This is a genomic window from Paraglaciecola aestuariivivens (genome assembly GCF_052983255.1).
This window is the reverse complement of record NZ_JBRKBA010000002.1, coordinates 88,968-115,929: the sequence shown is the minus strand read 5'-3', so window position 1 is coordinate 115,929 and position 26,962 is coordinate 88,968. Positions and strand designations below refer to the sequence as shown.

The 26,962-nt window shown below is 41.6% G+C and carries 26 protein-coding genes and 1 pseudogene; 12 read left to right on the top strand and 15 right to left on the bottom strand.

The features are described 5' to 3' along the window. Positions 1-98: 98 nt before the first annotated feature. From mazG to ACVCDT_RS03470, 12 genes and pseudogenes are all read right to left on the bottom strand, one after another. Positions 99-917, bottom strand: coding sequence for a nucleoside triphosphate pyrophosphohydrolase (gene mazG, locus ACVCDT_RS03525; RefSeq protein ID WP_447131373.1), 819 nt, complete (start codon positions 915-917; stop codon positions 99-101). After that, positions 918-3,004 (bottom strand): annotated as a pseudogene (gene relA / locus ACVCDT_RS03520) (GTP diphosphokinase). Positions 3,005-3,221: 217 nt separating this feature from the next. After that, the gene (acpS, locus tag ACVCDT_RS03515; protein ID WP_447131372.1) at positions 3,222-3,602 is read right to left on the bottom strand and encodes a holo-ACP synthase; all 381 of its coding nucleotides are present in this window, start codon (positions 3,600-3,602) and stop codon (positions 3,222-3,224) included. Between the two features lie 5 nt (positions 3,603-3,607). Continuing rightward, positions 3,608-4,339: a pyridoxine 5'-phosphate synthase gene (gene pdxJ, locus ACVCDT_RS03510; protein ID WP_447131371.1), complete on the bottom strand. Its 732-nt coding sequence runs from the start codon at positions 4,337-4,339 to the stop codon at positions 3,608-3,610. Then, on the bottom strand, positions 4,336-5,073 hold the full coding sequence (gene recO, locus ACVCDT_RS03505; RefSeq protein ID WP_447131370.1) for a DNA repair protein RecO: 738 nt from the start codon (positions 5,071-5,073) through the stop codon (positions 4,336-4,338). Before recO ends, pdxJ begins: the two co-directional genes overlap by 4 nt. Positions 5,074-5,102: 29 nt before the next feature. After that, positions 5,103-5,384: a hypothetical protein gene (locus tag ACVCDT_RS03500; RefSeq protein ID WP_447131369.1), complete on the bottom strand. Its 282-nt coding sequence runs from the start codon at positions 5,382-5,384 to the stop codon at positions 5,103-5,105. Between the two features lie 123 nt (positions 5,385-5,507). Continuing rightward, positions 5,508-7,226, bottom strand: coding sequence for a single-stranded-DNA-specific exonuclease RecJ (recJ, locus tag ACVCDT_RS03495; protein ID WP_447131368.1), 1,719 nt, complete (start codon positions 7,224-7,226; stop codon positions 5,508-5,510). A gap of 77 nt (positions 7,227-7,303) precedes the next feature. Then, the gene (gene dsbC / locus ACVCDT_RS03490) at positions 7,304-8,035 is read right to left on the bottom strand and encodes a bifunctional protein-disulfide isomerase/oxidoreductase DsbC (protein WP_447131367.1); all 732 of its coding nucleotides are present in this window, start codon (positions 8,033-8,035) and stop codon (positions 7,304-7,306) included. Positions 8,036-8,150: 115 nt separating this feature from the next. Beyond that, on the bottom strand, positions 8,151-9,056 hold the full coding sequence (gene xerD / locus ACVCDT_RS03485) for a site-specific tyrosine recombinase XerD (RefSeq protein ID WP_447131366.1): 906 nt from the start codon (positions 9,054-9,056) through the stop codon (positions 8,151-8,153). A 19-nt stretch (positions 9,057-9,075) separates the two neighbouring features. Beyond that, positions 9,076-9,387, bottom strand: a complete 312-nt coding sequence (locus tag ACVCDT_RS03480; protein ID WP_447131365.1) for a putative signal transducing protein — start codon at positions 9,385-9,387, stop codon at positions 9,076-9,078. 23 nt (positions 9,388-9,410) lie between these two features. Further along, a complete protein-coding gene (locus ACVCDT_RS03475) occupies positions 9,411-10,523 on the bottom strand; it encodes a PilT/PilU family type 4a pilus ATPase (protein WP_447131364.1) in 1,113 nt (370 codons plus the stop codon). A gap of 9 nt (positions 10,524-10,532) precedes the next feature. Further along, positions 10,533-11,576 (bottom strand): type IV pilus twitching motility protein PilT, encoded by a 1,044-nt coding sequence (locus ACVCDT_RS03470; RefSeq protein WP_447131363.1) that lies wholly within the window; start codon positions 11,574-11,576, stop codon positions 10,533-10,535. 29 nt (positions 11,577-11,605) lie between these two features. Between ACVCDT_RS03470 and ACVCDT_RS03465 the strand changes: the two genes are divergently transcribed. The 6 genes from ACVCDT_RS03465 to ACVCDT_RS03440 all read left to right on the top strand — a co-directional run bounded on the left by ACVCDT_RS03465 (position 11,606) and on the right by ACVCDT_RS03440 (position 18,300). Further along, a complete protein-coding gene (locus tag ACVCDT_RS03465; protein ID WP_447131362.1) occupies positions 11,606-12,301 on the top strand; it encodes a YggS family pyridoxal phosphate-dependent enzyme in 696 nt (231 codons plus the stop codon). Between the two features lie 7 nt (positions 12,302-12,308). Further along, positions 12,309-13,130, top strand: a complete 822-nt coding sequence (gene proC / locus ACVCDT_RS03460) for a pyrroline-5-carboxylate reductase (protein ID WP_447131361.1) — start codon at positions 12,309-12,311, stop codon at positions 13,128-13,130. A gap of 21 nt (positions 13,131-13,151) precedes the next feature. Further along, positions 13,152-13,694 (top strand): YggT family protein, encoded by a 543-nt coding sequence (locus ACVCDT_RS03455; protein ID WP_447131360.1) that lies wholly within the window; start codon positions 13,152-13,154, stop codon positions 13,692-13,694. Beyond that, positions 13,681-14,127, top strand: a complete 447-nt coding sequence (locus ACVCDT_RS03450) for a DUF4426 domain-containing protein (RefSeq protein ID WP_447131359.1) — start codon at positions 13,681-13,683, stop codon at positions 14,125-14,127. Before ACVCDT_RS03455 ends, ACVCDT_RS03450 begins: the two co-directional genes overlap by 14 nt. 150 nt (positions 14,128-14,277) lie before the next feature. After that, positions 14,278-15,573, top strand: a complete 1,296-nt coding sequence (locus ACVCDT_RS03445) for an ABC transporter substrate-binding protein (protein WP_447131358.1) — start codon at positions 14,278-14,280, stop codon at positions 15,571-15,573. Positions 15,574-15,588: 15 nt separating this feature from the next. Next, positions 15,589-18,300 carry a hybrid sensor histidine kinase/response regulator gene (locus tag ACVCDT_RS03440; protein ID WP_447131357.1) on the top strand — a complete coding sequence of 904 codons (2,712 nt, stop codon included), beginning with the start codon at positions 15,589-15,591 and terminating at the stop codon, positions 18,298-18,300. Between the two features lie 52 nt (positions 18,301-18,352). Here ACVCDT_RS03440 and ACVCDT_RS03435 read toward each other — a convergent pair whose 3' ends face one another. After that, positions 18,353-19,552, bottom strand: coding sequence for an FAD-dependent monooxygenase (locus ACVCDT_RS03435; RefSeq protein WP_447131356.1), 1,200 nt, complete (start codon positions 19,550-19,552; stop codon positions 18,353-18,355). 167 nt (positions 19,553-19,719) lie between these two features. Here ACVCDT_RS03435 and ACVCDT_RS03430 point away from each other — a divergent pair, with 167 nt between their 5' ends. From ACVCDT_RS03430 to ACVCDT_RS03420, 3 genes are read left to right on the top strand one after another with little or no spacing between them, the layout of a single operon-like run. Beyond that, entirely contained in the window at positions 19,720-21,144 is a 1,425-nt protein-coding gene (locus ACVCDT_RS03430) for a cryptochrome/photolyase family protein (protein ID WP_447131355.1), read from the top strand. Between the two features lie 2 nt (positions 21,145-21,146). Beyond that, positions 21,147-22,685 carry a cryptochrome/photolyase family protein gene (locus ACVCDT_RS03425; protein WP_447131354.1) on the top strand — a complete coding sequence of 513 codons (1,539 nt, stop codon included), beginning with the start codon at positions 21,147-21,149 and terminating at the stop codon, positions 22,683-22,685. Next, positions 22,672-22,800: a DUF2256 domain-containing protein gene (locus tag ACVCDT_RS03420; protein ID WP_447131353.1), complete on the top strand. Its 129-nt coding sequence runs from the start codon at positions 22,672-22,674 to the stop codon at positions 22,798-22,800. Before ACVCDT_RS03425 ends, ACVCDT_RS03420 begins: the two co-directional genes overlap by 14 nt. A 7-nt stretch (positions 22,801-22,807) precedes the next feature. Here the strand turns inward: ACVCDT_RS03420 and ACVCDT_RS03415 are convergent, their stop codons facing one another. Further along, entirely contained in the window at positions 22,808-23,209 is a 402-nt protein-coding gene (locus tag ACVCDT_RS03415; RefSeq protein WP_447131352.1) for a hypothetical protein, read from the bottom strand. A gap of 52 nt (positions 23,210-23,261) precedes the next feature. Then, positions 23,262-24,173 (bottom strand): zinc metalloprotease, encoded by a 912-nt coding sequence (locus tag ACVCDT_RS03410; RefSeq protein WP_447131351.1) that lies wholly within the window; start codon positions 24,171-24,173, stop codon positions 23,262-23,264. Between the two features lie 336 nt (positions 24,174-24,509). Here ACVCDT_RS03410 and ACVCDT_RS03405 point away from each other — a divergent pair, with 336 nt between their 5' ends. The 3 genes from ACVCDT_RS03405 to ACVCDT_RS03395 all read left to right on the top strand — a co-directional run bounded on the left by ACVCDT_RS03405 (position 24,510) and on the right by ACVCDT_RS03395 (position 26,793). Then, positions 24,510-24,863 (top strand): DUF1428 domain-containing protein, encoded by a 354-nt coding sequence (locus ACVCDT_RS03405; RefSeq protein ID WP_447131350.1) that lies wholly within the window; start codon positions 24,510-24,512, stop codon positions 24,861-24,863. A gap of 155 nt (positions 24,864-25,018) precedes the next feature. Beyond that, positions 25,019-25,591, top strand: coding sequence for a hypothetical protein (locus tag ACVCDT_RS03400; RefSeq protein WP_447131668.1), 573 nt, complete (start codon positions 25,019-25,021; stop codon positions 25,589-25,591). Positions 25,592-25,797: 206 nt separating this feature from the next. Next, the gene (locus ACVCDT_RS03395; RefSeq protein WP_447131349.1) at positions 25,798-26,793 is read left to right on the top strand and encodes a transporter substrate-binding domain-containing protein; all 996 of its coding nucleotides are present in this window, start codon (positions 25,798-25,800) and stop codon (positions 26,791-26,793) included. Positions 26,794-26,962 lie beyond the last annotated feature (169 nt).

Here is a 26,962-nt window from a genome sequence, read left to right as displayed (position 1 = left end):
AACCAAGGCAGAGCTATTTTAGCTCTGCCTTTTTTTGTGTAAGCCAGCTAAGAAACTCAATACTTTTGAGCACAAGCAACGCCCAACACTAAACCAATCTACTGATTATTACCCGCTTTAACTTGTTGCCAAGCCGCTTCCATTTGCTCTAAGGTCGCACTGGATAAACTCAAACCTTGTTGTTGGATCTGTTGCTCAACTTGCCTAAACCTCTGTTCAAACTTTTGGTTAGCTTTGATTAAGGCAGTTTCGGCATTAACTTGAGTGTGTCTGGCTAAATTGACTGTGGCAAAGAGTAGGTCGCCTATTTCTTCTTCTATGGCTTGCTGATTAGGCTCGGGCGCATGGATCTCAGCCAAGACTTCATCCACTTCTTCATGAATTTTGGCCACAACTGGGGCCAGCTCGTTCCAATCAAAGCCCACTTGGGCACATTTTTTCTGAATTTTTTGCGCTTTTAACAATGGCGTTAAACCATTGGGAATATTGGCCAAGATACTGCTATCTTCTGCCTTACCTGCAGCGCGACGCTCTTGTTGTTTGATCTTATCCCATTGCTGATTTAATGCATCGGTGTTTTTTGTATCAGCCCCGGTAAATACATGGGGGTGACGCCTAACTAATTTATCGCTAATGGATTGGGCGATATCTTCAAAATCAAATTGCTGTTGCTCTTTTGCCAACTGTGCATAAAACACCACTTGGAACAATAGATCCCCCAGCTCATCTTTCACCTCTGGCATGTCCTTAGCTAAAATGGCTTCAGCTAATTCGTAGGTTTCTTCTATGGTATGCGGCACTATGCTGGCAAAATCTTGGGCTAAATCCCAAGGGCAGCCCAACTCGGGATCCCTAAGTTTTTGCATAATATTAAGCAAACGTGCCAATTGAGAAGATGGATCCGCTTGAATTGACACTTAGTGGGCCACCTTAAACACATCTATCACGCCTTTAATTAACTGTAAGCGACTAATGGCTTTGGCTAATAATGTCAGGTTTTTCACTTCTAACTGTAATTCTATTTTGGCCGTTCGTGATTTAATGTCTGTGCTGCTGTTTACCCCTAACAAAGTGACAGACTCGTTGGCCAATACTGTGGTAATGTCGCGAATAATGCCGTCTCTATCTTCAGTTTGGATCAGTATTTTAGTTTGAAACGCGGCTTGTAAATTACTCGCCCAGTTTACTTCAATTTGCCTTTCTGGGTGTTGATCTAATAAATTACTCAGCTGTTCGCAATCTTGCCTGTGCACACTGATCCCTCGCCCTTGAGTGATATAACCAGTGATCTCTTCACCAGGCAGAGGTTGGCAGATTGAGGCTTTTTAGGGGTCAGTTTTAATTCAGGCTCAGGGCAATATTTTTGTTGTAAGTAATTGACCACTTGCATCAAACGAATATCACCGCCACCAATTGCCGCATAAAGATCTTCAAGACATTGCATGTTAAAGCGCTCTATGGCTTCTGCGGCTAATTTTGACTCTAAATTAATTTTACCTAGCTCTCTGTCTAATAACTCTTTGCCGGCAACTTGATTTTTATCTTTATCTTGTTTTTTAAAGTAAGTTTGAATTTTTGCCCGGGCGCGCGATGAATACACATAACCTAGCCCAGGATGCATCCAATCTCGACTAGGGTTAGAGTGTTTGCCCGTGAGAATTTCTACCTGATCGCCAGTTTGTAATTGATAGGTAAAAGGCACAATGCGTCCGCCTATTTTAGCCCCAATGCATCTGTGACCTACGTTACTGTGAACATAATAGGCAAAATCTAATGGCGTAGAGCCCACAGGTAAATCCACTACGTCGCCTTTAGGAGTAAAGACATAAACCCTGTCGTCAAACACCTGACTGCGCAACTCTTCAACTAAATCGCCACTGTCTGAGACTTCTTCTTGCCACAGCAGAATTTTTCTAAGCCAGTTAATGCGCTCTTCGTAACCAGAACGACTACTGGCGCCGCCTTCTTTGTAGCGCCAATGGGCTGCTACACCTAACTCAGCGTCTTGATGCATTTTGGCCGTTCGAATTTGAATTTCTATGGTTTTGCCTTGTTTACCCAAAGCCACAGTATGGATAGATTGATATCCATTAGGCTTAGGGGTGGCAATATAATCATCAAATTCTTTGGGTATATGCTGCCAATTAGCGTGGACTACCCCAAGCGCGGCATAACAATCTTGTAAACGCTCGGCGATAATACGCACGGCTCTAATATCGTATAACTGCTCAAAATTCAGGTGTTTGTTTTGCATTTTTTTCCAAATGCTATAGATATGTTTGGGGCGTCCATATACTTTGGCCTGAATATTTTGGCTGTCTAACACCTCTTGCAACTCTGCAACAAAGTCTTCTATGTATTGCTCTCGGTCGGTGCGTTTTTCATCTAATAGTTGAGCAATTTGTTTGTAAGTGTTGGGATGCAAATATCGAAATGAATGATCTTCCAACTCCCACTTGAGTTGTCCTATGCCTAAGCGGTTTGCTAAAGGGGCATAGATATTGGCACATTCTCGCGCCACCAACACCCGGGTTTCTTCGTCTGCATGTTTTACTTGTTGCAAAGTACAGATCCGCTCTGCGAGCTTTAACACTACGGCTCGCACGTCTTCAACCATGGCTAAAATCATGCGCCGCACATTATCAATTTGCGCTTCTTGATTTTTCTTTTTACTGAGATTGTGGGTTTGTAAGGTTTTTATGGCGTCCATGCGCCTTACCCCAACAATGAGTTTTTGAATATCAGCCCCAAATGCCTCAGTGATTTGCTCTTCAGTTAATTCATGCTGTTCGCAATAGGGATAAATTAACGCCGCTTGTAGGGTTTCGTCGTCCATATGTAATTCGTGCAGGATTTCCACCATTTCTTGTCCAATCAACAAGATCTCTGGCGTATCTGACAGGTCGCGCAATTTTTGCTTGCTTGTTTCAGGCAAGTTCAGCCCAGCCAACCACTCATCAAAAGGTGGGCGCTGCTTTTCATGCACTGTACGAATTGAAACCATTTAATTTTTCCTAAATAAGCTGTCACTAGCCGCTTTATGCTTGGCACCTAAACACTATCCTAAGTGCTGCAATGCTTGGATTGCTACTTCACTTTCACAATACGCGCCAACATTGCCACCTAGACAAACCTTTAACCTTAGAGGGATTAGCTTAACCCTTAGCTTTCTTCACCCCTAATTTAGTGCACGCATGAGCCAATTTGGTGCTAGTTTCGAGTTATTCTGAGGTTAACACTACTGTTGCCATGGCATAATGTTGTTCATCTGAAATCGAGATAAAACTGCCATTAATTTGTAAGCTTTCACACAATTGGGCAAACTTGCCAGAGAACACTAAAGTTGGCTGGCCCGACTCTAAGTTGACCACTTCTACCTGTTGAAAGCTAATCCCTTGTCCTATACCTGTACCTAAGGCTTTAACTGCGGCTTCTTTGGCGGCAAAGCGCTTAGCTAAAAAGCGTTCTGGAAAATTATGCTGAATAAAGCTTTGCCATTCATTTTGAGTTAATACCCGTTCTGCCAATTTTTGTGAACGAGACAACTGCTTGGCAATACGCGCAATTTCCACTATGTCTGTACCTAAGCCTTTAATCGCCATAATAACTAACGTCTGGCTTGTTGCATAATAGCGCGCATATCAGAGACGGCCTGATGTAAGCCATCAAAAGCCGCACGCGCAATTATGGCGTGGCCAATGTTTAATTCATACAGGTGCTCAATGGCGGCAATGGCTTGCACATTGTGATAATGCAGTCCGTGTCCGGCATTAACCTTTAAGCCTTTTGCATGAGCATAGGCAATGCCTTCACGCAATATCTGCAATTGCTCTTGTTGCTCTTGTGCGCTTTTGGCCTCGGCATATTGGCCAGTATGAATTTCAATAAAAGGCGCTTGGGCTTCTACTGCTGCATCAATTTGTTTTTTATCTGCATCGATAAACAAAGACACTAAAATGCCAGCAGCGGCTAATCGTCCACAAGCGCTATTAATACGGGTTTGATTGCCAGCTACATCTAAGCCACCTTCAGTGGTGAGTTCTTCGCGCTTTTCTGGCACTAAGCAACAAAACTCAGGTTTAACTTGCTCAGCTATAAGTAACATTTCTTCAGTCACAGCCATTTCGAGATTCATGCGGGTTTGAATGGTTTCTTTTAAAAGCCGCACATCTCTGTCGGTAATATGGCGTCTGTCTTCACGTAAATGAATGGTAATACCATCTGCACCAGCTCGTTCAGCAATTTCAGCTGCGTGCACTGGATCAGGGTATTGGGTACCTCTGGCATTGCGTAAAGTGGCAATGTGGTCAATATTCACCCCTAATAAAATCTCTTTCATTGTGCGTTCTCATCTTTTGCTAACTTAGTACCTGACCAAGTTTGTTGAAATAACTCTCGGCTTTTTAGTGGTTTATGCCCCAAAAGTGGCGCTAATGCCATTCGGGTTAAGCGTTTAGCACAAGCTAAACTTGCACTAGTCCACTCTTGTTGATGCACCTTTAATAAAGCCTCACCCTGATATTTATTGCTACCTAAAGCGGCTTTATCAATACGTTTAATCCCATTTTCTAACACTAAACAATAATAATGCTCAGGTTGAACTGCTATGCCGGTATCATACTCATGAGAGAAATCGATGCCATATCCTAGGTCTTGCAATAAGGCCAATTCAAACTGGCGCAAGCATGGTTCAATATCTCGCCCTTGTGATAACCATAATAAACAGGCTTGATAACTTTCAAACAGTTCAGGATGCGGCACTTCTTTAGGCAATAAACGATTTAACAATTCGTTTAAATACATAGCAGAAAATAGCTGATGTCCCTGTAAAGCTATACTAGCCCCATTAGATTCTAACTGATTAAGATTACGTAACTCGTGCTTACCTGAAAGGGTTATCCTTAAAGGTTGAAAGGCTTGCAATAGGCTTTTTTTATCGTTTTTAGTGCCGCGCACACCTTTGGCAACGGCACTGACCTTGCCTAATTCTAAGGTGAATAAATCGGTTAAAAAGCTGGTTTCGCGGTAAAAACGCCTATGCAATACAAAACCGCTCAACTGCTCAACAACCAAGCGCTAACCCTTATAAAATTATTGGTTAATTAACTAACTTTAATACGTACCACTTTCATCGCCTCAAACTCCATGCCGGCTATTTCTTCGGTCATAGGGTAGTAGGTCAGATTCACTCTGGCACCAGTTAAGTTTTTATAGACTTTTCGACGTCGAAATTTAAAAGGTACGTCTGTGCCTTCCACCATTAAGGTATTCATAAACCAATCGTCGTCTTTGCGCTGAACATGTGACACAACCGCCATTTCTTCTGAATGCGTGAGGTTGTCATGTTTATCCAGTAGTTTTTCTACATCTGATTTTTTTGCCATAAGCACTAGTTAGTTGTTAGAAAAAAACTAGTTTAGCACTGATCCCATATGACATAAATAAATTGACTGGCTTAGCCCAATAAAATGCAACTTATTGGGCTAGCCCAGAGCTAGGTTTAGCGCTTACACTGCCACTAACCCCTCCACCATTAGTTGCAAACTAGTGCGACCACGAAATTCATTAATGTCTAACTTATAGGCTAATTGTACTTGTCGACATTGAGAGTTTGGCCAAGCTGACAAATCTACGTTAAAGGCAATGGCATCTATCAAGGTTCCGCTGGGGTGTTTTACCATCATTTTAAGGTGTTTTGCTCCCACCAGCCGCTGTTCTAATAATTCAAACTCTCCATCAAATAATGGTTCAGGAAAACCTTGCCCCCAAGGCCCAGCGTCTTTTAAACATTGTGCAAAGCTTAGGCTAAAATCTTCTGCAGCTAATTCGCCATCTGTGATTAATTCACCTGCAAGAGGTTTATCTTTTAAACTTTCTTCAGCCAGTTGATTAAACACCTGTTCGAAGGCGGCTAGCTTATCTACCGGCAAACTCAGGCCCGCGGCCATAGCATGCCCACCAAATTTATTAATAATATCTGGGTAACGATTGTTAAGCTCTTCGAGCAAGTCGCGAATATGCAAGCCTGGAATTGAACGAGCAGAACCTTTTAACACCTCATCATCTTGATGTGCAAAGGCTATAGTGGGCCTAAAGTATTTATCTTTAATGCGCCCGGCTAATATACCTATGACCCCTTGATGGTAATCGGGTTGATATAAAACTAAGCCATATGGCAAGGCCTTTTGGTTAAAGTCTGTTTGTTCTAGGGCCTTGATCGCTTCTTGTTGCATTGAGCCTTCAATTTCGCGCCTTTCTCGGTTAAGGCTGTCTAATTGCACTGCTATTTGTCTGGCTCTGGCAGGATCTTGAGTCATCAAACATTCTATGCCCAAAGACATGTCGTCTAAGCGGCCTGCGGCATTGAGTCTTGGCCCCACCACAAAACCTAAATCAGCTGCCACTAGGCGGCTACTATCGCGCCCTGCCACCTCTAAGATTGCGCGAATACCTGGACGGCATTTATTGCTGCGGATCCTTTGCAAGCCTTGGTGCACTAGAATGCGGTTGTTTTCATCTAGTGGCACCACATCGGCCACTGTACCTAAGGCCACTACATCTAATAAGTCGGCCAAATTGGGCTCTGCCAACCCTTGTTCACTAAACCAATTTTGGGCTTTAAGCTTGGCCCGCAATGCCAACATTAAATAAAAAGCCACCCCAACCCCTGCTAGGTTTTTAGACAAAAACTCACAGCCAGGTTGGTTGGGATTGACTATGGCATCCGCTATTGGCAGAGATTCAGCGGCTAAGTGATGATCTGTAATGATCACAGTGATGCCTAATGCTTTGGCTTTTTCTACACCAGCAAAGCAGGCAATGCCATTATCCACAGTCATGATCACTTGAGCTTGTTGTTGGGCTGCCACTTCTACTATTTCTGGGCTTAACCCATAACCAAAATCAAATCTATTGGGTACTAAATAATCTAGCTGTGTGGCACCCATGGCTTTTAAGGCCATCATACTTAGGGCGGTACTAGTGGCGCCATCCGCATCAAAATCCCCAACTATGACAATTTTTTGATTGTTGCTTATAGCTTGAATAAGTAAATTAACCGCCCCTTCCAGCCCTTGTAAATCCTGATAATGTAATAATGCTTTAGCACTTCGCTCTAATTGCGCGGCATCGCGTATCTCTCTATCAGCATAAATTTGTCTTAATCGAGGATGCAGAGATTGCGGCAGGTGGTCACAGTTTTGACGAGTTCGACGAATGATTTGCACTGTGTATTTTCTCTTAAATAAAGCTTAAACAAAAAAGCCTGTAAAATTACAGGCTTAAGATAACAAGATAAGGCAGCTTATAAAATAGCTTTAAGTGCTTGCTCAAGTTGTTTGGGAGGCTGGTATCCTGGAATAACTGAACCATTTGGCATAATAATATTGGGCGTACCATTTACTCCAATCTTCTGACCAAAAGCGTATTGTTCAGCCACCTTAGTCGAACAGCTTTTATTCGCCACCGAACCACCTGCTTTAGCCTTATCCATAGCCCCTTGTTTGTCATCGGCACACCAAACTGACACCATGTCGTCATATGAGCGACTATACATGCCACCGCGAGGGAAAGCCAAATAACGTACAGTAATCCCTAGCTTGTTATATTCATCCATTTGATTGTGTAACTTTCGACAGTAACCACAGGTGATATCGGTAAAAATACTCACTACGTATTTTTCTTTATCAGCTTTGTATTCAATTACCGTATCTTCAAATTCTTTTAAACCGCTTAAACGAACATCACTTAAGGCTTCTTCTGTTTCGTTACGCATGCCTTCGTCTAGATTATAAATTCTGGCTTGCAACAAATATTTGCCATCTTGGCTAGTGTAAAATAAGCCTTTATCAGTTAACACTTGCAACAACCCTGCTACTGGTGCGTCACCAATTGAACTAATTTGCATGCCTAAGGTTCTTTGCAGTTTGGTTTTTACCGTTTGATAACTTTGTTCACTTGGTTTTTCCACTGCATGAGCGCCAGCTATGCCAAAGGTTGCCAATAAGCCTAGGCTGATTTTTGTCCAATATTTCATATTTTGTCCGAATGATTAATGTATTGATAAGACCTTTGAAAGGGCAAATAATTTCATTGTGCTTTGCCCTAGTTTAACGGAATTCCCCCTCAAACCAAACCTTGTATTAAAGGTTTTAGCCTCTTGGGTGATGTTCTGCTACAAGTTTTTGCAAACGCTCTGTTGCCACATGAGTATAAATTTGAGTAGTAGACAAATCACTGTGTCCGAGTAACATTTGCACCACCCGCAAGTCAGCTCCGTGATTTAATAAATGGGTGGCAAAAGCGTGGCGCAAAGTATGAGGGGATAAATCTGATTGAATATTTGCCAGCTGACTATAAATTTTGATCCTGTGCCAAAAGGTTTGCCTTGTCATAGCTACCCCTCTTTTACTTGGAAAGACTATGTCGCTTTCATTTTTTAATAAAACTGAACGGCCTTTTTTTAAAAATTCAGTTATCCAATCTAAGGCTTCTTCACCTAAGGGTACTAAGCGTTCTTTATTGCCTTTGCCAATAATTCTAACTAAGCCTTGTTGAATACTTAGCTGATCCATCCTTAGACTCACCAACTCAGTCACCCGCAAACCCGTGGCATACAAAACTTCTAACATAGCTTTGTCGCGCAATTGAATGGGATCTTCTAAATTAGGCGCGTTTAACAGATCGTCCACTTGAGATTCACTTAAGGTTTTGGGCAAGGCTTTGGGTAATTTAGGGTTTTTAAGCTGACCTATAGGATCATCTTCTCGCATTTTTTCACGTATTAAATATTGGCAAAAACTGCGTAAACTACTCAACAGCCTAGAGGTACTGCGCCCCGAAAAACCAAGCTCAAGGCGCTGTTCTAAATAGTGTTTTAAGCTAGCTTGAGAAAAATTAATGAGAGTGTGAGGCGCAGCATGTTTGGCTAAATATAAGGCAAATTTACTCAGATCGGTTCGGTAGGCATTTTGGGTATTTTCACTTAAGCCTTTTTCTAACCATAAAGTTTCGATAAAGCTATCCATCACCTCTTCGGCAGCTGGATCAATAGACATAACAACTCATTATAATTTTTTACTCAATACTGTCGTGGCCACACTGCCAACATAACTCAAAGTTTCCGGCATTTTGCTCTTGGCATTGGCTACACAACCAAGTGCTATTACTACCTTGTTGAACACTAAAGGCTTGAACACAAGCCTGTGCTTGGGGCAACCATTCGGGGTCGTTAATCCATACTTCGGGTAACACATCCATAGGAGATAATTCACCCATGGCGCCTATGGCAAATTCGTTTTTAACAAAACATGGGATCCCTTTGTCGTCAAGCAGTTGTTTAACCTGAAACACCATAAAACGACTATTATGGCTATACACTTTAAGCAAAGGGCATCCTTATTTTGTGTGACTTAATCCATATCAATAGACACGTTCGACAATGAGCCAAGCTGATTGCCTTCGTCAGAGTCTAGTTTAATCATTAAACGTAAATCATTAGGCGAATCGGCATGATGAATGGCGTGTTCTAGGGTTATGCGTCCGGCTCGGTATAGATCATACAAAGCCATATCAAAACTTTGCATGCCCATTTCTTTGCCTTTACGCATGGCTTCTTTAAGCCCCCCGATTTCGTTCCTTTGGATTAGGTCGGTCACCAGCGGAGAATTCAACAAGATTTCAATGGCCGCCACTCGGCCCTTGCCATCTGGGGTTGGCACTAATTGTTGCGCCACTATTGCGCGCATATTTAGGCTTAGGTCAAAACGTAACTTTTCATGCTGTTCAGGTGGGGCCAAATGCATAATTCGTTCTATTGCTTGGTTAGCATTATTGGCATGCAAGGTGGCCACACATAAATGCCCAGTATCGGCAAAAGACATGGCATATTCCATGGTTTCCATAGAGCGAATTTCACCAATCAAGATGACATCTGGAGCCTGACGTAATGAGCTTTTTAGGGCATCGTCAAAAGATTGGGTGTCGATGCCAACTTCGCGCTGAGTTACCACACAATTACCGTGCTCATGCACAAATTCAATGGGATCTTCTATGGTTAGAATATGCCCTTTTGAATTTTGGTTTCTGTGCCCCATTAGCGCTGCTAACGAAGTCGACTTACCTGTACCTGTGGCACCAACAAATAACAACAAGCCCCGCTTAGACATAATGACGTCTTTTAACACCTCTGGCAGACCTAAATCTGCCACTTGCGGAATTTGTGTCACTATGCGCCTGACAACCATACCTGCCATATCCCGTTGCCAAAACGCACTGCATCGAAAACGTCCTATATCCTCTCGAGCTATGGCAAAGTTACACTCTTTGGTCTGCTCAAACTCCTGCTTTTGCTTTTCTGTCATGGCGTCGTGCACTAGCGCCAAGGCGTCTTCTTCATCTAAAGGACTGCCACCAATTGGCGTCATTTGGCCATTGACTTTGGCACTAACAGGAAAGCCCACAGTGACAAATAAATCTGAAGCGCCTAAGTCTTGCATTTGTTCTAAATAAGGCGTGAGTTCCATAATGCTTTCCTAGAAACTTGAAGTTTGTTTTTTGTCCATAGACTTAGCCGCCGCATCTTGCGCGGTAATTAAGCCTTGGCCAACTAGTCTTTGTAAACATTGATCCATAGTTTGCATGCCATGGGCTTGACCCGTTTGGATCACCGAATACATTTGTGGCACTTTATCTTCGCGAATTAGGTTACGAATAGCTGGAATGCCCAACATAATTTCATGGGCTGCTACGCGTCCTCCCCCTACTTTTTTCAACAAAGTTTGTGAAATAACCGCACGTAAGGATTCAGACAACATTGAGCGGATCATAGATTTTTCTGCCGCTGGAAACACATCTATTAATCTATCTATGGTTTTTGGCGCTGAATTGGTATGCAGCGTACCAAACACTAAGTGACCTGTTTCAGCTGCAGAAATCGCTAATCTTATGGTTTCTAAATCACGTAACTCACCCACTAAGATAATATCTGGATCTTCCCGCAACGCACTGCGTAGTGCATTGTTAAAGCTATGGGTATCGCGATGCACTTCACGCTGATTCAGCACACAAAGTTTATTTTCGTGCACAAATTCAATGGGGTCTTCAATGGTTAAAATATGCTCGCGCTTAGTACTATTAATATGATCGATCATGGCAGCCAGAGTGGTACTTTTACCCGAACCTGTGGCCCCAGTAACTAGCACTATGCCAGTTGGCTGATTGATAATTTCTTTAAAAATTTGCGGCGCACCTAAATCATCTAAACTTAAGATTTCGCTAGGGATGGTTCTTAATACTGCAGCGGCTCCACGGTTTTGTACAAAGGCATTGACCCTAAAGCGCGACAAATCTTTTACTTCGAAAGAAAAATCGGTTTCTAAATTTTCTTCGTATTCTTTACGCTGTTTATCGTTCATGATTTCAAATATCAAACCATGCACTTCTTTATGCTCTAGGGGCGGCACATTAAGCTTACGCATTTCGCCATCAACGCGAATAATTGGCGGCAATCCGGCAGAAAGGTGTAAATCAGAGGCTTTATTTTTAACACTAAAGGCTAAAAGTTCGGTAATATCCAAGCAATATTCTCCGTATATCATGTTGCAATATGGAAACAATAGCAGAACGACTCAAAAGCGTACAAAAAACCCTGAAGCAATCTACTTTGGATGCCCATCGTCCAACAAATTCAGTTAAATTGCTAGCCGTAAGTAAAACCAAACCGGTATCTGAAATTGTGCTTGCGTATAACTCAGGACAACGATTATTTGGTGAAAATTATGTACAAGAAGGTGTAGAAAAGATCCAAGCCCTTGCCCACCTTAGTGATATTGAATGGCATTTTATTGGTCCTTTACAGTCAAATAAAACCCGTTTAGTTGCCGAACATTTCACTTGGGTACAAAGCATTGATAGATTCAAAATTGCCAAACGTTTGAACGACCAATGTAGCCCACACACAGGATTAAACGTGTGTATTCAGGTAAATATTAACGATGATGAAAATAAATCTGGGGTAAAAAGTGCCGAGCTAATGGAGTTGGCAAGCAGCATAGATGCCTTACCCAACTTGCGATTAAGGGGCCTTATGACTATCCCTAAAGCCAATCAAAGCCCAGCACAATTAAGCGCAAGCTTTATGCATATGTCGGTTTTATTTGATAACCTTAGACAACATTACCCCTCAGTCGATACATTATCCATGGGTATGTCAGGCGACCTTACCACAGCCATTCAGTGTGGCAGCACTATGGTAAGAGTTGGCACTGCTATTTTCGGTCGACGCAATCAATCAACAGAATAGGAAAACTATGCAACATAGAAAAATCGCCTTCATTGGCGCGGGCAACATGACCAGAAGCATCATTAGCGGACTCATAAAAAATGGCTATCCAGCGAATTTTATTACTGCCAGTAATCCCTCAGTGGGCAAACTAGATGCACTTCATGCAGAGTTTTCTATCAATATCACTCAAGACAACAATCAAGCCGTTGAGACTGCAGAAGTAGTCGTTTTAGCGGTTAAACCTCAGTTAATGGAACAAGTTTGTGGCGCATTAAATGCAAATTGTAAGCTAGAAGGTAAAGTTTTTGTGTCTATCGCTGCGGGCATTAATACCAACAGATTAAAACAAATGTTGGGTGGCGAACATGCAGTAATACGAACTATGCCCAATACCCCAAGTGCATTGGCATTAGGTATGACTGGCTTATATGCAGATGTCTCTGTGAGCGGCACGGATAAAGATTTTGCATCAGCGCTAATGAAACAAGTAGGTGAAATTGCCTGGGTCGAACAAGAGTCTATGTTAAATGCTGTGATTGCAGCAGCTGGCAGTAGCCCGGCTTATTTCTTTTTGTTTCTGGAAGCCATGCAAAATGAAAGTATAAAACAAGGGTTTGATGCAGCCACCGCGAGAAAACTGGTTCAGCAAGCCATGTTAGGGGCAGCAGAAATGGTTTGCCAAAATCCTGAGCTTGAATTAAGTGAGCTTCGCACCCAAGTTACCTCCAAAGGCGGCACTACAGCCAAGGCAATTGAGTCTTTTCAGGAGCAGGGGTTAGAAAAAATGGTATCTACCGCCATGCAAGCAGCCATAACGCGAGCCGAACAAATGGCTGAGCAGTTTTAGTCAGATTAGGAAAACAATTTTATGAGTTCAGTGCAGTTTTTAATTGATTTTGTCTTCAACATGTACCTGATGGTGGTGTTATTACGTTTATGGCTGCAATTTGCCAGAGCCGATTTTTACAATCCATTTAGTCAATTTGTGGTTAAGGCAACCCATCCATTAGTGGCACCCTTACGCAGAATTCTACCTTCTTTAGGAAGACTAGATACCGCAACATTAGTATTGGCCATACTAGTGGCAGGGTTAAAAATCATCACCTTAAACCTGCTGTTAGGCGGGGTGAATTTTAACTTTTTGTCGCTCTTGGTTGTGGCGTTTTTTATTGTGCTCAAAGAAGCCCTTACTCTTATGATGTATGTGTTGATTTTACGCGCCATTATGAGCTGGATAAGTCAGGGCAGAAATCCTATGGAGCTAGTGTTAGCTCAATTAACCGAGCCTATGCTTGCGCCTATTCGCAGAAGAATGCCTGATTTAGGTGGACTCGACTTATCTGTGATGGTGGTCATAGTATTATTATTGTTTTTACAAAAACTATTAGGGGATTTGTTTGGCCTTTTTTAACTTAAAAACTGTGTATTACGCCTGGCTAATAGCTGGGTTAAGCATACTATTAACAAACCCAGCGCAAGCTGAACAAAAACAAGTATTAGCTAATTGGGATGTACATTACATTGCCCTTAACAGTACCTTTTTAACCCCTAGTGTTGCCAAACAATACGGCATAGTGCGCAGCAAATTTAACGGTTTAATTAATATTTCTGTATTAGATAGGCAAGATAAATCGGCGCAATCTGTGGTGCTTACCGGCGAAGCCAAAAACCTGCTAGGGGTAGTAAAAAAGTTAAGTTTTAAACAAGTACAAGAAGGCCAATCAATTTATTATTTAGCCACTTTACCTTTTAGTGATCGCGAGCAATATCGTATTCAGGTTGATATTAGTGATGGCGCTGTAACTAAAACCTTAAAATTCCAACATAAATTTTACGCAGACTAAAAAAGCATTAGCCTAATCAAGGAGTTAAACTGCCACCTTGGTTGGGCTAGCAAATAATAATTTCAGTTTCTTAGACTTTAGGCGAATTGCGAAATCGGCAAACTTGGCTTATTGTGGTTATAATTTAATCTATATCAAGTTCAAACAAACATGCCCAAAATTGCCAATTCAACTCTACTAAACAAAACCGTCACACGTAGAGACGCGTTAAAATCTATTAGTAAAGTCATAGTCGGTGCCACTGCCATTTCTCAAGCACCTTATGTTTTTGCCCGTAAAACCACTCAACTGCGGGTGTTAGGCACACATGTTACCTTACAAGAAACCTTGCGCCAGAAGGCCATGGAAGATCTTAATATTGAACTTATTTTTGAGCCAAGAGGCAGTGCAGCGGTACTGCAAAAAGCCACAATGAACCCTCAATCATTTGACCTATATGAACAGTGGTCAAATAGTATTAGGCCGCTTTGGGCCAGTGGTGCCATTCAACCAATAGATAAAAAACGGATTAGCTATTGGGATGAAGTTAATCCTCTGTGCAAAACGGGTAAGGTCAGTGAGCAAGCCAATGTAGGAGCTGGCGACGCCCCTTATAAAATTTTACACATCCAAGCAGATGGCTCATTAGGTGCAGAGCACACAGAGCACATGAGTTTTTTACCTTATGTGCATAATGTCGACTCTTTTGGATACAACACTAACATCATCCCTAAGGGAGAAGCCTACACCACCGAAAGTTGGGGCTGGTTGTTAGATCCTAAGCACAGTGGCAAAGTTGCTATAGTGAATGCCCCTACTATAGGCATATTTGATTTAGCCCTAGCTGCCCAAGCACGTGGTTTGGTCAAATTTGAAAATATCGGTAATTTAACCAAAGCAGATTTAGACGCCCTTTTTGTTATTTTAATTGATCTAAAACGACAGAATCATTTTAGTGGATTTTGGAATTCAGTCCCAGAATCGGTAGATTTTATGCGTACTGGTCGCGTAGCTATCCAAAGCATGTTCTCTCCGGCTGTATCAGCCTTAAATGGACAAGGTATTCCTGTTACTTTTGCTGCACCTAAAGAAGGGTTTAGAGGCTGGCATGGGGTAATGTGCTTGTCTTCTGCCACTCAAGGAAGCAGCAAAGATGCCGCGTATGACTATATGAATTGGTGGCTTTCTGGTTGGCCGGGTGCTTTTATTGCCAGACAGGGCTATTATATTTCTAATCCTCAAAGGTCGCGTTCATTTTTAAGTGAAGCAGAATGGGACTATTGGTATGCAGGCAAACAAGCAAAACATCCAATGAAAGGGCCAGATGGCAAAGTGTCGGTACAAAAAGGCGAGATGCGTCGAGGCGGAAGTTATACCCAAAGGTTTAGCAACGTGGCAGTATGGAATACGGCCATGCCAACATACGATTATAGTTTACAAAAGTGGTATGAATTTATTAGTTCGTAGAAGGAAGCTGATGCAGTGTTTAGGACAATAAAAACCCAAATAATGTTGGTGTTGGCAATACTGGTGATTTTGCTGTTATCCCAAGTATTTTTGTCTAGAAGCATTCAATCTGTTTTTGTTAATAGTTTAGATATTACCCAACAAGCTGTGGTCAAAACTAGCTTAGTACGTGAGCTAGAAAGAGACGTGATCGATCTGCAACGCAATGTTTTAATTTACAAAGATTCGGCTAGCGAAGCCGCCATCACCCGCTTTAATCTGTTAATGGAAGAAAGCCAAAATAGCTTAAAAGAATTAGAACAACTTACCTCTAATGAAGAAAACAGCGAAGTGTATTTAGATTACATTACACGCATGCATTCACACCTAAAAAATTACGAGGAAAGTTTTGCCAGTGTGATTGCCGGTCGCACCAAAAGGCAATCTTTATATAATTCAAGTCTATTGGTAGAGCTAGAAACCTTATTTGACGAAATCATTGCCGACAATAGTGCTCCCGAATCCGTGCAATATACCTTTGAATATGCCAAATACCATATTGCTCGCGCGCAAAACTTATTACTGCAGTATTTACAAATTCCCGACCAGCAAATAATCGGACAATTTCAACAACAGTTATTAGACGTTAAAACCCGTATCAGCGAACAATTAAGTTGGAATCAAGATCTACAGTTGGTTATAGATAAACTCAACAAGGTAGAACAAGACTTTTTGCAATTAACCCAAGTAACGCGCGGTTATTTGTTTTTGGTTAATGTGGTAATGGCAGGCTCAGCCAACGAGTTTTTATTTTTAGCCAGAGAATTAAACCGCTTAGTGACCGAGCAATTTACTAATACCAGCAGCGACATCAAACTCACTGTAGATAAAGCTCGCATGAGTAGCGATATATTTTCGTTAATTGGCATTATTATCGCTGCGGCCACGGCCTTCTTTTTAATTTACCGCATTATGGTACCCATCAATACTATTACTCATGTATTCCAACTTTTAGCCAAAGGCAAAAGTGTGGAAACAATCCCAGGTCTTACTCGCCAAGACGAAATAGGCCAATTAGCCAAAGCGGCTGACGTATTCCATGAAAAAAACAAACAAACTACGGCCTTGTTAGATCAGTCACAGCAACTTAATGCCAAGCAAGAAGCCTTAAACCAGCAATTAATTGCTTCTAATAAAGAAGTCGAACAAGCGACTGCATCAAAAAGTATCTTTTTAGCCAATATGAGCCATGAGATCCGTACGCCAATGAACGGTATCATAGGCATGTTAGAAATAGTGTTACGTACAGATCTAACTGAATCACAAAGAGATCAACTCAATAAAGCGGCCTATTCAGGCAAAATTCTCATGAGCCTAATCAACGATATTTTAGATTTTTCTAAGATAGAAGCGGGTAAATTAGATATTGAGAATATCGAATTTTCAGTGGAGTCTTTATTTAGCAATATACTCGCGAATGTGGCCAATAGGGCACAAGAAAAAAACTTAAATGTACGTTTTGATTGCAACCCTAATTTACCCGCAAAATTATTTGGTGACCCTTTAAGGATCGGGCAAATTTTGCTTAATTTATGTAGTAATGCGGTTAAGTTTACTCGCAATGGCGAAGTCACTATTAATATCGACTTTGTCCCCCAACAAGACGAAAACAATATTTGCCTAAAAATTGAAGTAAAAGATACCGGCATAGGCATGAGTGCCAAGCAAGTTACTCAAATATTTGAATCTTTTACTCAAGCAGATGGCTCCACCAGCCGCACTTTTGGTGGCACAGGCTTGGGCCTATCCATTGTGACCCAATTAGTGGAATTAATGGGTGGCAAGGTATCGGTAGAATCCGAAGTGAATAAAGGTAGTACCTTTAAAGTGGAGCTTATTTTAGGCTATCCTGCTGAATATACTGAAGTATTATCCCCAGTACCGGCCATTCAGTCTGAATTATACTATTTCAGTATAGGTCGAATGGGATTACTAAATACCGATTATATTGAAAAGTTAGATATTAGTTATCATCATTTGCCTTTGTCGCAATTAAATAACAGCATCAAAAATATTAAAGACACAGATGCGGTGATTTTAGACATTGAAGATCTAAACGAATGTAAAACCTATCAATCAGCTATTAATCAACTGATGACCTCTGCTATGAACGTAGCTTTTATTACTAACACACAACCAAGCAGTTTACCTAAACAACTAACCAATAGATGGCCGGCAAAATGCTTAAGCCACCCTTTTACGCCAAGACAAGTTTCAATCTTGGTCAAAGACTTATTTTTAGCCAAATATGTGAAAGAGCCGGACCACCCTACTTCTTTGCATAATATCAAACCAAAAGAATTTATTGGTCATTTGTTATTAGTTGAAGATAACAACATCAACCAAGCTGTTGCTGGCGAAATGTTAAAAACCTTAGGGGTAACATACGATATTGCCGAAGATGGGCATCAGGCGGTCACAAAAATCATCAATTCTCCGCAATACGATTTAATCTTAATGGATATTCAAATGCCAGAAATGGACGGCTACGAAGCAACAAAAATGTTACGTGAGAAAGGCTACGACAAGCTCACCATTTGTGGGTTGTCTGCCAATGCTATGAAACAAGACTATTTAAAAGCCAAAGAAGCTGGTATGGATGATTATATTGTCAAACCTTTAAAGCTAGCTGCTTTAGAAAACTTACTGGCAAAGTATTTACCCGAAAAAGAAACCTTTCATGCTTAAGTTTTGAGTTTTGAGTTTTGAGTTTTGAGTTTTGAGTTTTGAGTTTTAACAATTAGCTTTGGTTTAATTTATCCACCACATTATAACTATAGATAGAATGCAGCTGCCGAGCGGCTAGCTTATTGCTCAAGCCGATTTTGTTTAGGCCTGCCAAAATAGTTAATTTTAATTTATCTAACGGCTGGCTCATATGATATAGATGCGCGTTTTTACTGGCCTTTTGTTGAATGTCGCTAGTGCGTTTAATGCGCACAGCTTGATATTGGCTTAATGCCCTTTGTGTATTGGGCTCGCTGGCTAAACAATGAGCCAACACATAACTATCTTCTATTGCCATGGCCGCGCCTTGGGCTAAAAATGGCAACATGGGGTGACAAGCATCCCCTAACAATGCAACTTTATTATCAATCCATTGGGTAAGTGGGGCGCGATCAAATAATGCCCACAAATAGCTAGTTTGAGTGGCAGCCAGTAATTCAGTTACCTCAGGATGCCAACCGTTGAAGGCCTGACGCAGCGCTTGAATATCGCCAACTTGCTGCCATGACTCTTGTTGCCAATCGGCTCGCTCTTGCACAGCAACAAAGTTAATTTGTTTTCCGCCTCTAATATAATAACTCACAAAGTGTTGCCCTGGCCCTACCCATAAATTGGCATTGGGCTGTACTAAAGCTTTAGGTAGAAGGTTAGCTTGTATAGTGCCACGCCATGCCACTTGCCCAGTAAATGTTGCTGGGCTAGGCCCTAACATACTGGCTTGAATATGAGATTTAATGCCATCAGCGCCAATCAAAACATCAGCCTTTATTGACTGTTGATTTGCCAGTAACACCTGCACTTGGTTTGAGTTTTGGGTATAACCTTTAACTGCGCAACCTAACTGCAAATCTACCCCCACTTTCTGACAAGCTAGATGTAAAACCTCTTGTAAATCAGCGCGATGAATATGTAGGTATGGCTTAGTGTAAGGGTTTTTGGCATGATTTAACGGAACAGAAAAATACCCCTGCCCGCTTTTATAATGCCGCATAACAGCAGCTTGGGGGGCAAAGGCTAGAGCTTGAAGGTCTGCTTCTATGCCTAACGCCTTTAACACACACATGGCATTAGGACTTAATTGTAGACCTGCGCCAACTTCTGCTAGCACGTCACTTTGCTCATATACACTAACGCCAAAGCCTTTTTTAGCCAAAGCTAGGGCAGCACATAAGCCACCAATCCCTGCCCCAGCAATTACCACTTGTTTACTCAAAGCCTGCCCTTAAGCTAGAAACCCACTAGATTAGTTGCATATTATCACTGTTATGTACAAGAAAAAGGGCATAAAAATAAATTAGTATGGATCCAGATTGCTTCGAGTTAAGTAATAATTAAAAAACTAATATAAATGGAGTGTTTCTCATTTCTAGTCCTACACTAATGTGGTTTCGCCAAGACTTACGTTTACGCGATAATCCAGCTTTATCCTTTGCCAGTGAACAAGGGGCAGTTTTACCCCTATACATATTTGATACGGCCAGCCCGGCTGAATTTACCCCGGGTGCCGTAAGCCAGTGGTGGTTACATCAATCGCTCACTTCGTTAAATGCCAGTTTAGATAACAAATTACACTGCCAAAAAGGCGATGCCAGCAAAATACTGCTAGAAATAGTTAAGCTTCATAAGATTAAAAAAATCGTCTGGAATCGCTGCTACGAGCCTTGGCAAATACAGCGAGACAAGCAGCTTAAACAACAACTAAAAGCGCTGGATGTTGAAGTACAAAGTTTTAATAGTCATTTATTGTGGGAGCCTTGGCAGGTATTAAAAAAAGATGACACTCCATACAAAGTCTATACCCCTTATTATCGCCGCGGCTGTTTGTCTAAGCCCGACCCACGCATGCCAATCGCAGCCCCTAAATCGCTAAATATTGTGTATCAAGAGTCACTCGATTCAGGCATTGATGCCTTGCAATTAATGCCGCAAATAAATTGGTACCAAGGTATCCAAAAATATTGGCAGCCCGGTGAAGAAGGCGCTGCCGACAGGCTCAGTGAGTTTTTACCCAACGGCGCCAAAGAATACAAAAACAAACGCGACTTTCCTGAGCTAAGAGCGACCTCAGAACTCTCGCCGCATCTGCATTTTGGAGAGATTTCACCCAATCAAATTTGGTATGCGGCCATTAACGCCTTAAATGGCAATACCGAAAATGTTGGCCTAGATTGTTATTTAAGTGAGTTAGGCTGGCGCGAATTTTCTTATTATTTGTTGTATCACTTTCCGGATATTCCGCAAAAAAACTTCAGCCCTAAGTTTGAGCATTTTAACTGGCGCACAGACGAGCCAGCCTTAAAAGCGTGGCAACGGGGTCAAACAGGTATTCCCATGGTTGATGCTGGGATGCGTCAGCTTTGGCAAACCGGCACCATGCACAACAGAGTGCGCATGATAGTGGGCTCCTTTTTAGTTAAAAATTTGCTTATTGATTGGCGCCAGGGCGAGCGTTGGTTTTGGGATTGTTTAGTGGATGCCGATTTAGCGGCCAACAGTGCCAGTTGGCAATGGGTGGCAGGTACTGGCGCCGATGCCTCTCCCTATTTCCGCATTTTTAATCCAGTTACCCAAGGACAACGTTTCGACGAGCAAGGCGACTATGTTAAACAATTTTGCCCCGAGTTAGACAAATTACCCAGTAAATACATTCATAACCCGTGGGATGCCCCCCAAGACGTACTTAACAAGGCCGGCATTACTTTAGGCGAAACCTATCCCAAGCCCATAGTGGATCTAAAGGCCTCCAGACAACGGGCTTTAGATACATTGGCTGACTCTAAAATAGCCAATCAGCCGGATAGCTAAACATGGCCACATTACGCCTAATTTTAGCAGACCAACTCAGCGAGTCTTTACCCAGCCTGCAAGGCTGTGACAAAGAAAGTGACTGGCTGTTAATGGCTGAAGTAAAAAGCGAAGCCAGTTATGTTAAGCACCACAAAAAGAAAATTGCCTTGTTGTTTTCGGCTATGCGCCATTTTGCTGAATCGCTGCGCCAACAAAACTATCAACTGGCCTACACTCAATACGATGATAAAAACAATCTGGGCAGTCTGTTTGCTGAGGTAGAGCGGCTATGTAAAAACCAAAACATCAACAAAATAGTGCTGACCCACCCAGGTGAATTTCGGGTGTTAAAAGACATGCAAAGCTGGCAAGACAAGCTCGATATACCGGTTGAAATTCTTGACGATACACGCTTTTTGGCAAGCCTAGATGACTTTGCCAATTGGGCCCAAGATCGTAAACAATTACGTATGGAGTATTTTTATCGCGACATGCGCAAACGCTGGCATTGCTTAATGGACGGTGATCAACCAGTAGGCAATAAATGGAATTACGACAGTGCTAACCGTAAAGCTTTACCTAAAGATCTGTCGCCACCCAAGCCTTGTACCTTTAAGCCCGATAACATCACCCAACAAGTATTAGCCTTGGTTGAAAAAGAGTTTGACCAACACTTTGGCAAGCTAGATAACTTTCACTTTGCAGTGACCCGCCAGCAAGCGCTTAGCGTGCTAGACGAGTTTGTTAAGCAACGCTTAACAAACTTTGGTGATTATCAAGATGCCATGAAGCAAGGCGAGCCTTGGATGTACCACTCGCACATCAGCTTTTATTTAAACTGCGGTTTATTAACCCCTAAAGAAGTAATTGAAAAAGTCGAAAACGCCTATCGAAATGGTCATGCACCACTTAATGCAGTAGAAGGCTTTATTCGCCAAGTATTAGGATGGCGCGAATACGTACGCGGTTTGTACTGGCTAAAAATGCCCAACTACGCCAAAGATAATTACTTAGATGCACAGCGCTCGCTACCGCAGTTTTTTTGGGACTATCAAACCAAGATGAATTGCCTAAAGCAGTGTATTAAAGAAACCAGCGATAACGCTTATGCCCATCATATTCAACGTTTAATGATAATAGGTAACTTTGCCTTACTCAGCGGTTTGCATCCCGATGAAGTGAACGAATGGTTTTTGTTAGTATACGCAGATGCCTACGAATGGGTTGAATTGCCTAATGTCAGTGGCATGATTTTATTTGCAGATGGCGGGGTGATGGCCAGCAAGCCTTATGCAGCTAGTGGTAGCTACATTAATAAAATGTCGAATTACTGCCAACACTGCGCATACAAAGTTAAACAAAAAAATGGCCCAAATGCTTGCCCATTTAACTATTTGTATTGGGATTTTCTAGCTCGCAATCTAGAAAAGCTCGGCAGCAATCCTAGGTTGAGTATGCCCTACCGCACCTTAAATAGTATGAACGACGACAAAAGGCAGAGCATAAGCAACGATAGCCAAGGATTTTTTGAGGCCTTAGAAAACAATGAAAAAGTCTGAGTTACCCAGCAAAGTCTGTCCAGTATGTGAACGACCATTTAACTGGCGCAAAAAATGGCAAAACTGCTGGGCAGAGGTAAAGTATTGTTCTAAGCGCTGCAGCCGAACACGATAGGGTTATTTTAATCTTGTGAAGAGCTACGCCAATTAATAACAGGCGGCTTGGAATCATCTAAACATATCCATACTACAGCCCTTGTTTTAGCAATGAGTTGCTTGTCTGAGGTTGTAATACTTTGCCAATCTGAGGGACTGAACTTTTCTCCATTTAGATAAAAATGCGTTAACAACTCAGCTTCTGAGCTAAATTCGAGCGTTAATTGCTCTAAGGTTTGTTCGTTGGTAGCTATGCTAATTTCTAATTTATTTTCAGTAAGCTTAAACTTACTTACAAATCCTACCCAAGAGGTTAAATGGTTTCTTTCGCAACTGACATAATCTGGCACCAATAAGCGCTCAGCCTTAGCCGCTTGGGTGGCTAAAAAAAGCCAAACAACACAGCATGTTAGACAAAATTTGAACATGTTTTATTCCACAAAAAAAGGAGTGCTAAAGCACTCCTTTGGGTTGCTAACCTTATAGGTTTCTAAAGGTAAAGCTTAGCTCATCTGCACGATTAGATTGACCTGGGGTAAACTCATTCATACATGAATCGTCTGTGTAATCCATAAAGTTAAAGATAGGATCAACACCCTCAGAGCCTTTACCTTTAGCACAGCTATCACGCCCTACCGGACAACCGTAAGCCGCACTCTTTTCAGCTGGGGTATCAGCAACAAAGTCACCATCACCTTTACAACCACCTTGGAATGTATGATACAAGCCTAACCAATGCCCCACTTCGTGAGTACCTGTATCCCCCTCATTATAGGGAGCAGCGCTTCCACCTGGAAAAGATGAATTTAATACAATTACCCCGTCATCCATCGGATTAGAGGCGTAGCTACTTGGAAAAGTCGCCCAACCTAACAAGCCGTCACCTACGTTAGCCGCATAAAAATTCAAGTCTGAGGCATCACCTTGCCTAAGCGCAGCTTTCATTTCTGCTTCTTCAGCACTGCCATAACCTACTGTATACCAAGCATTATTAGCAACATAGTTAGTTGAAACTAAATTAAATCTAAACGGAGTATTACTATAGGCATCGTTTAGTACAGCCATTTGAGCGTTAATTTCACCTGCAGTTAATGCCCCATTGTTGTTTGTGTCTGTGATGACGTGCATATAAACATCAATAGTTACCGAACCATTGGCACGTGGCTCATAACTGCTTCCTCCACCGCTTCCTGGCTTACCACGCATATTTTTAAAATGTTGCTCTCTTAATTCTGCCTGTCTAGCCGAAGGATGTTCGGTACCACAACGCAAAAACTTTGCATTTGGGTTGGCATTTTCGTAAGCATGTTCATTAGCGGCATTAGACGCAACAGGCACAGATGCAAGAGCAATAGCTAATGGAAGGTACATTTTTTTCAAGGTTAATTTCATTGTGCTTTCCTATTTTTATATTTTTTATTAGAGCCCACAAAGTAAAACGGTTGGAAGTCAATGGATTGAAAAGACAGGAGAACATCTCTAAAACCTAGACTACGTGGTTTTTAACAGTGGGGTAAGCAATTTGCTTGGCACACATAACTTGTTAAAATTTTGTGAAGATTCAAGATAGCGACAAATCCCAGCAAACTCAAACATATTTTTTACAACACCAGCTCCACTTGTAAAACTAATCAAGTATTTGATTTTTAACAAGACTCACTCTAGAGTCAAAGTTATCAGCGCCTATCACCTATTGATAATTAGCTTAATAACCACAAGGATCCCCTCATGGATTACATCGATGGATTTGTAGCAGCAGTTCCAAATAAAAATAAACAAGCCTACCTAGAGCATGCCAAATTGGCTGCCGAATGCTTTAAAGAATACGGCGCCAAAAAGCTAGTTGAATGTTGGGGCGATGATGTTCCCGAAGGCAGCGTCACATCTTTTCCTAAAGCAGTATTATGTGAAGCAGACGAAACTATTGTATTTTCATGGGTGGTATGGCCATCAAAAGAAGTAAGAAATGCGGGTATGGAAAAACTAATGCAAGATGAGCGTATGCATCCAGACAATAACCCCATGCCATTTGATGGAAAACGTTTAATATATGGCGGATTTCAGATGATCCTCGAAAGCTAAGCTATTTACTTTCAAGCAATACTTAGTTGGCGAGCGGTTTACCAAACAGGGCAAGACCTATTTGTTAACCTTGCCTTTGCCCCTACACTAATAAATAAACAAGGACACAACACATGCAAATTAGGCTCAGCTTGGCGATATTAGCCCTAGGCTTTATGGGTGCGACTCAAGCACAGAAAACCAACACTGTTTTACCCGCCCCGCTAGTTTCAATCGCTAGTCATGATGCTTTTTTCGCCCAACTTAAAGCCTTATGTGGCCAAGCTTTTAATGGCAAAGTCTCGGTAGACAACCAGGGCCCGAGCAATATGTCTGAGCAAGTCCTGACTATGCATGTTAGACGCTGTACAGATGAACAATTACAGATCCCTTTTTTTGTTGGTAGTGATGCATCGCGTACCTGGATCATCACTAAAACAGGTTCAGGCTTGTCCCTTAAACACGATCATAGGCATGCCGATGGCAGTTATAGCGAATCCACTATGTATGGTGGCCATACTGTAGATGCAGGCTGGGCAAATATGCAGTCATTCCCTGCCGACCAATATTCAAAAGAACTATTTATCCAAACTGGTATTCCCCAATCAAATAGCAACATTTGGCAGATCTTTATTTATCCAGAGGTTTTTACTTATCGTCTTATTCGAGAAGGTCGTGAATTTAGAGTGGACTTTGACTTAACCAAAGCGATCAATCCCCCTCCCGCACCTTGGGGCTATACTGATTAAATAATGGTTGCACTAAGACTAAAGTACAATATCCACCCTCCCTAATTAAGAATAGGCTCTGGTGGTTTAAATTTTACTCAAGTTCCAAGCAACATTAATAAAGTTTTACCTAACATTTGTCAGTAGTTTAGCTCCACCTTTTGTACTTAATATTACTCGAGCTTAAAAGCTCGAGCTTTTGGTCTTAATTTTAATCGAGCTTTAATATGAACAGTGCATTCACGTCTCTAAAAATCAACACTTTACCTAATCTGTTTTGGGTAAGTATCTTGTTTTTTATCAGTGCGTTTTCAGGTGCTACCGAGAATAAGACCACAATTAGCGACTTCCATGTGGTTTATCCTAAACCGCAAAGTGCGTTAGATCCTCGGCAGGACTACTTTATTGAATTATTGTATTTAGCCTTAGAAAAAACCATAGACACTCATGGTGATTACCAGTTAGAACGCTACCAAGTAGACTTACCTCCTAGTCGAATTCCGGTATTTGTTTCTCAAAATAAGCTGATAAACATTATAAGCTCACCAGCAACCAAACAACTTAACGATGGCATGTTAGCCATTAAATTTCCGTTACTAATGGGCGTACAAGGCTTAAGAATTGCGCTTATTCATGACAGTCATCCAGATTTGTTTGCAAACTTTAAACAACTACATGAATTACGTAATCTAGTGTTTGGACAAGGATTAGGCTGGGTAGACAACTTTATTTTAAAAGATGCAAAACTCAGTGTTGATACCACTGCTCAATATGAAAATCTATTCGCTATGTTAGCCAATAAAAGGGTTGATGCCTTACTTAGAGGGGCAAATGAAGTGTTACCTGAGTTAGAGCGCTTTAGCCTAGTAAATAAGGGGCTAACCTTTGATAAGCATATGGCTATTTATTATCCTTTACCGGTATTTTTTTACGTAGCTAAGAACAATATACCCTTAGCCGAACGGATTTTAAAAGGCCTTCAAATGGCCCAAAAAGACGGCAGTTTTCTGGCGCTTTTTAATCGAAACTATGCCGATGACTTAGCCAACCTAAACTTAACCAACCGAAAACTTTTTGTATTAAAAAATGCTTATCTACCAAAAGATTCAGAAATCTTATTGAATGACTTTTTGCATCCTTACTTAAAATCCCATGTGTTAGCTGATGTAGTCCTACAAACACAAGAGCAAGTACCGACAACTGAACAACTTAAAGTACAGTAAACTTTAGATTAATCTATGCCATCTAACCCCGTGTTTTTTCATACTCGCCCAAGCTAAACCTCAACACAGATCAAGCTTATTCAAGCAACACTGGCACTTTAATGGATGAAGGATTTACAGGATACTCAGCAAGTAACATTGCCAAGTGCGCAAACCTGGCTTTAGTGCC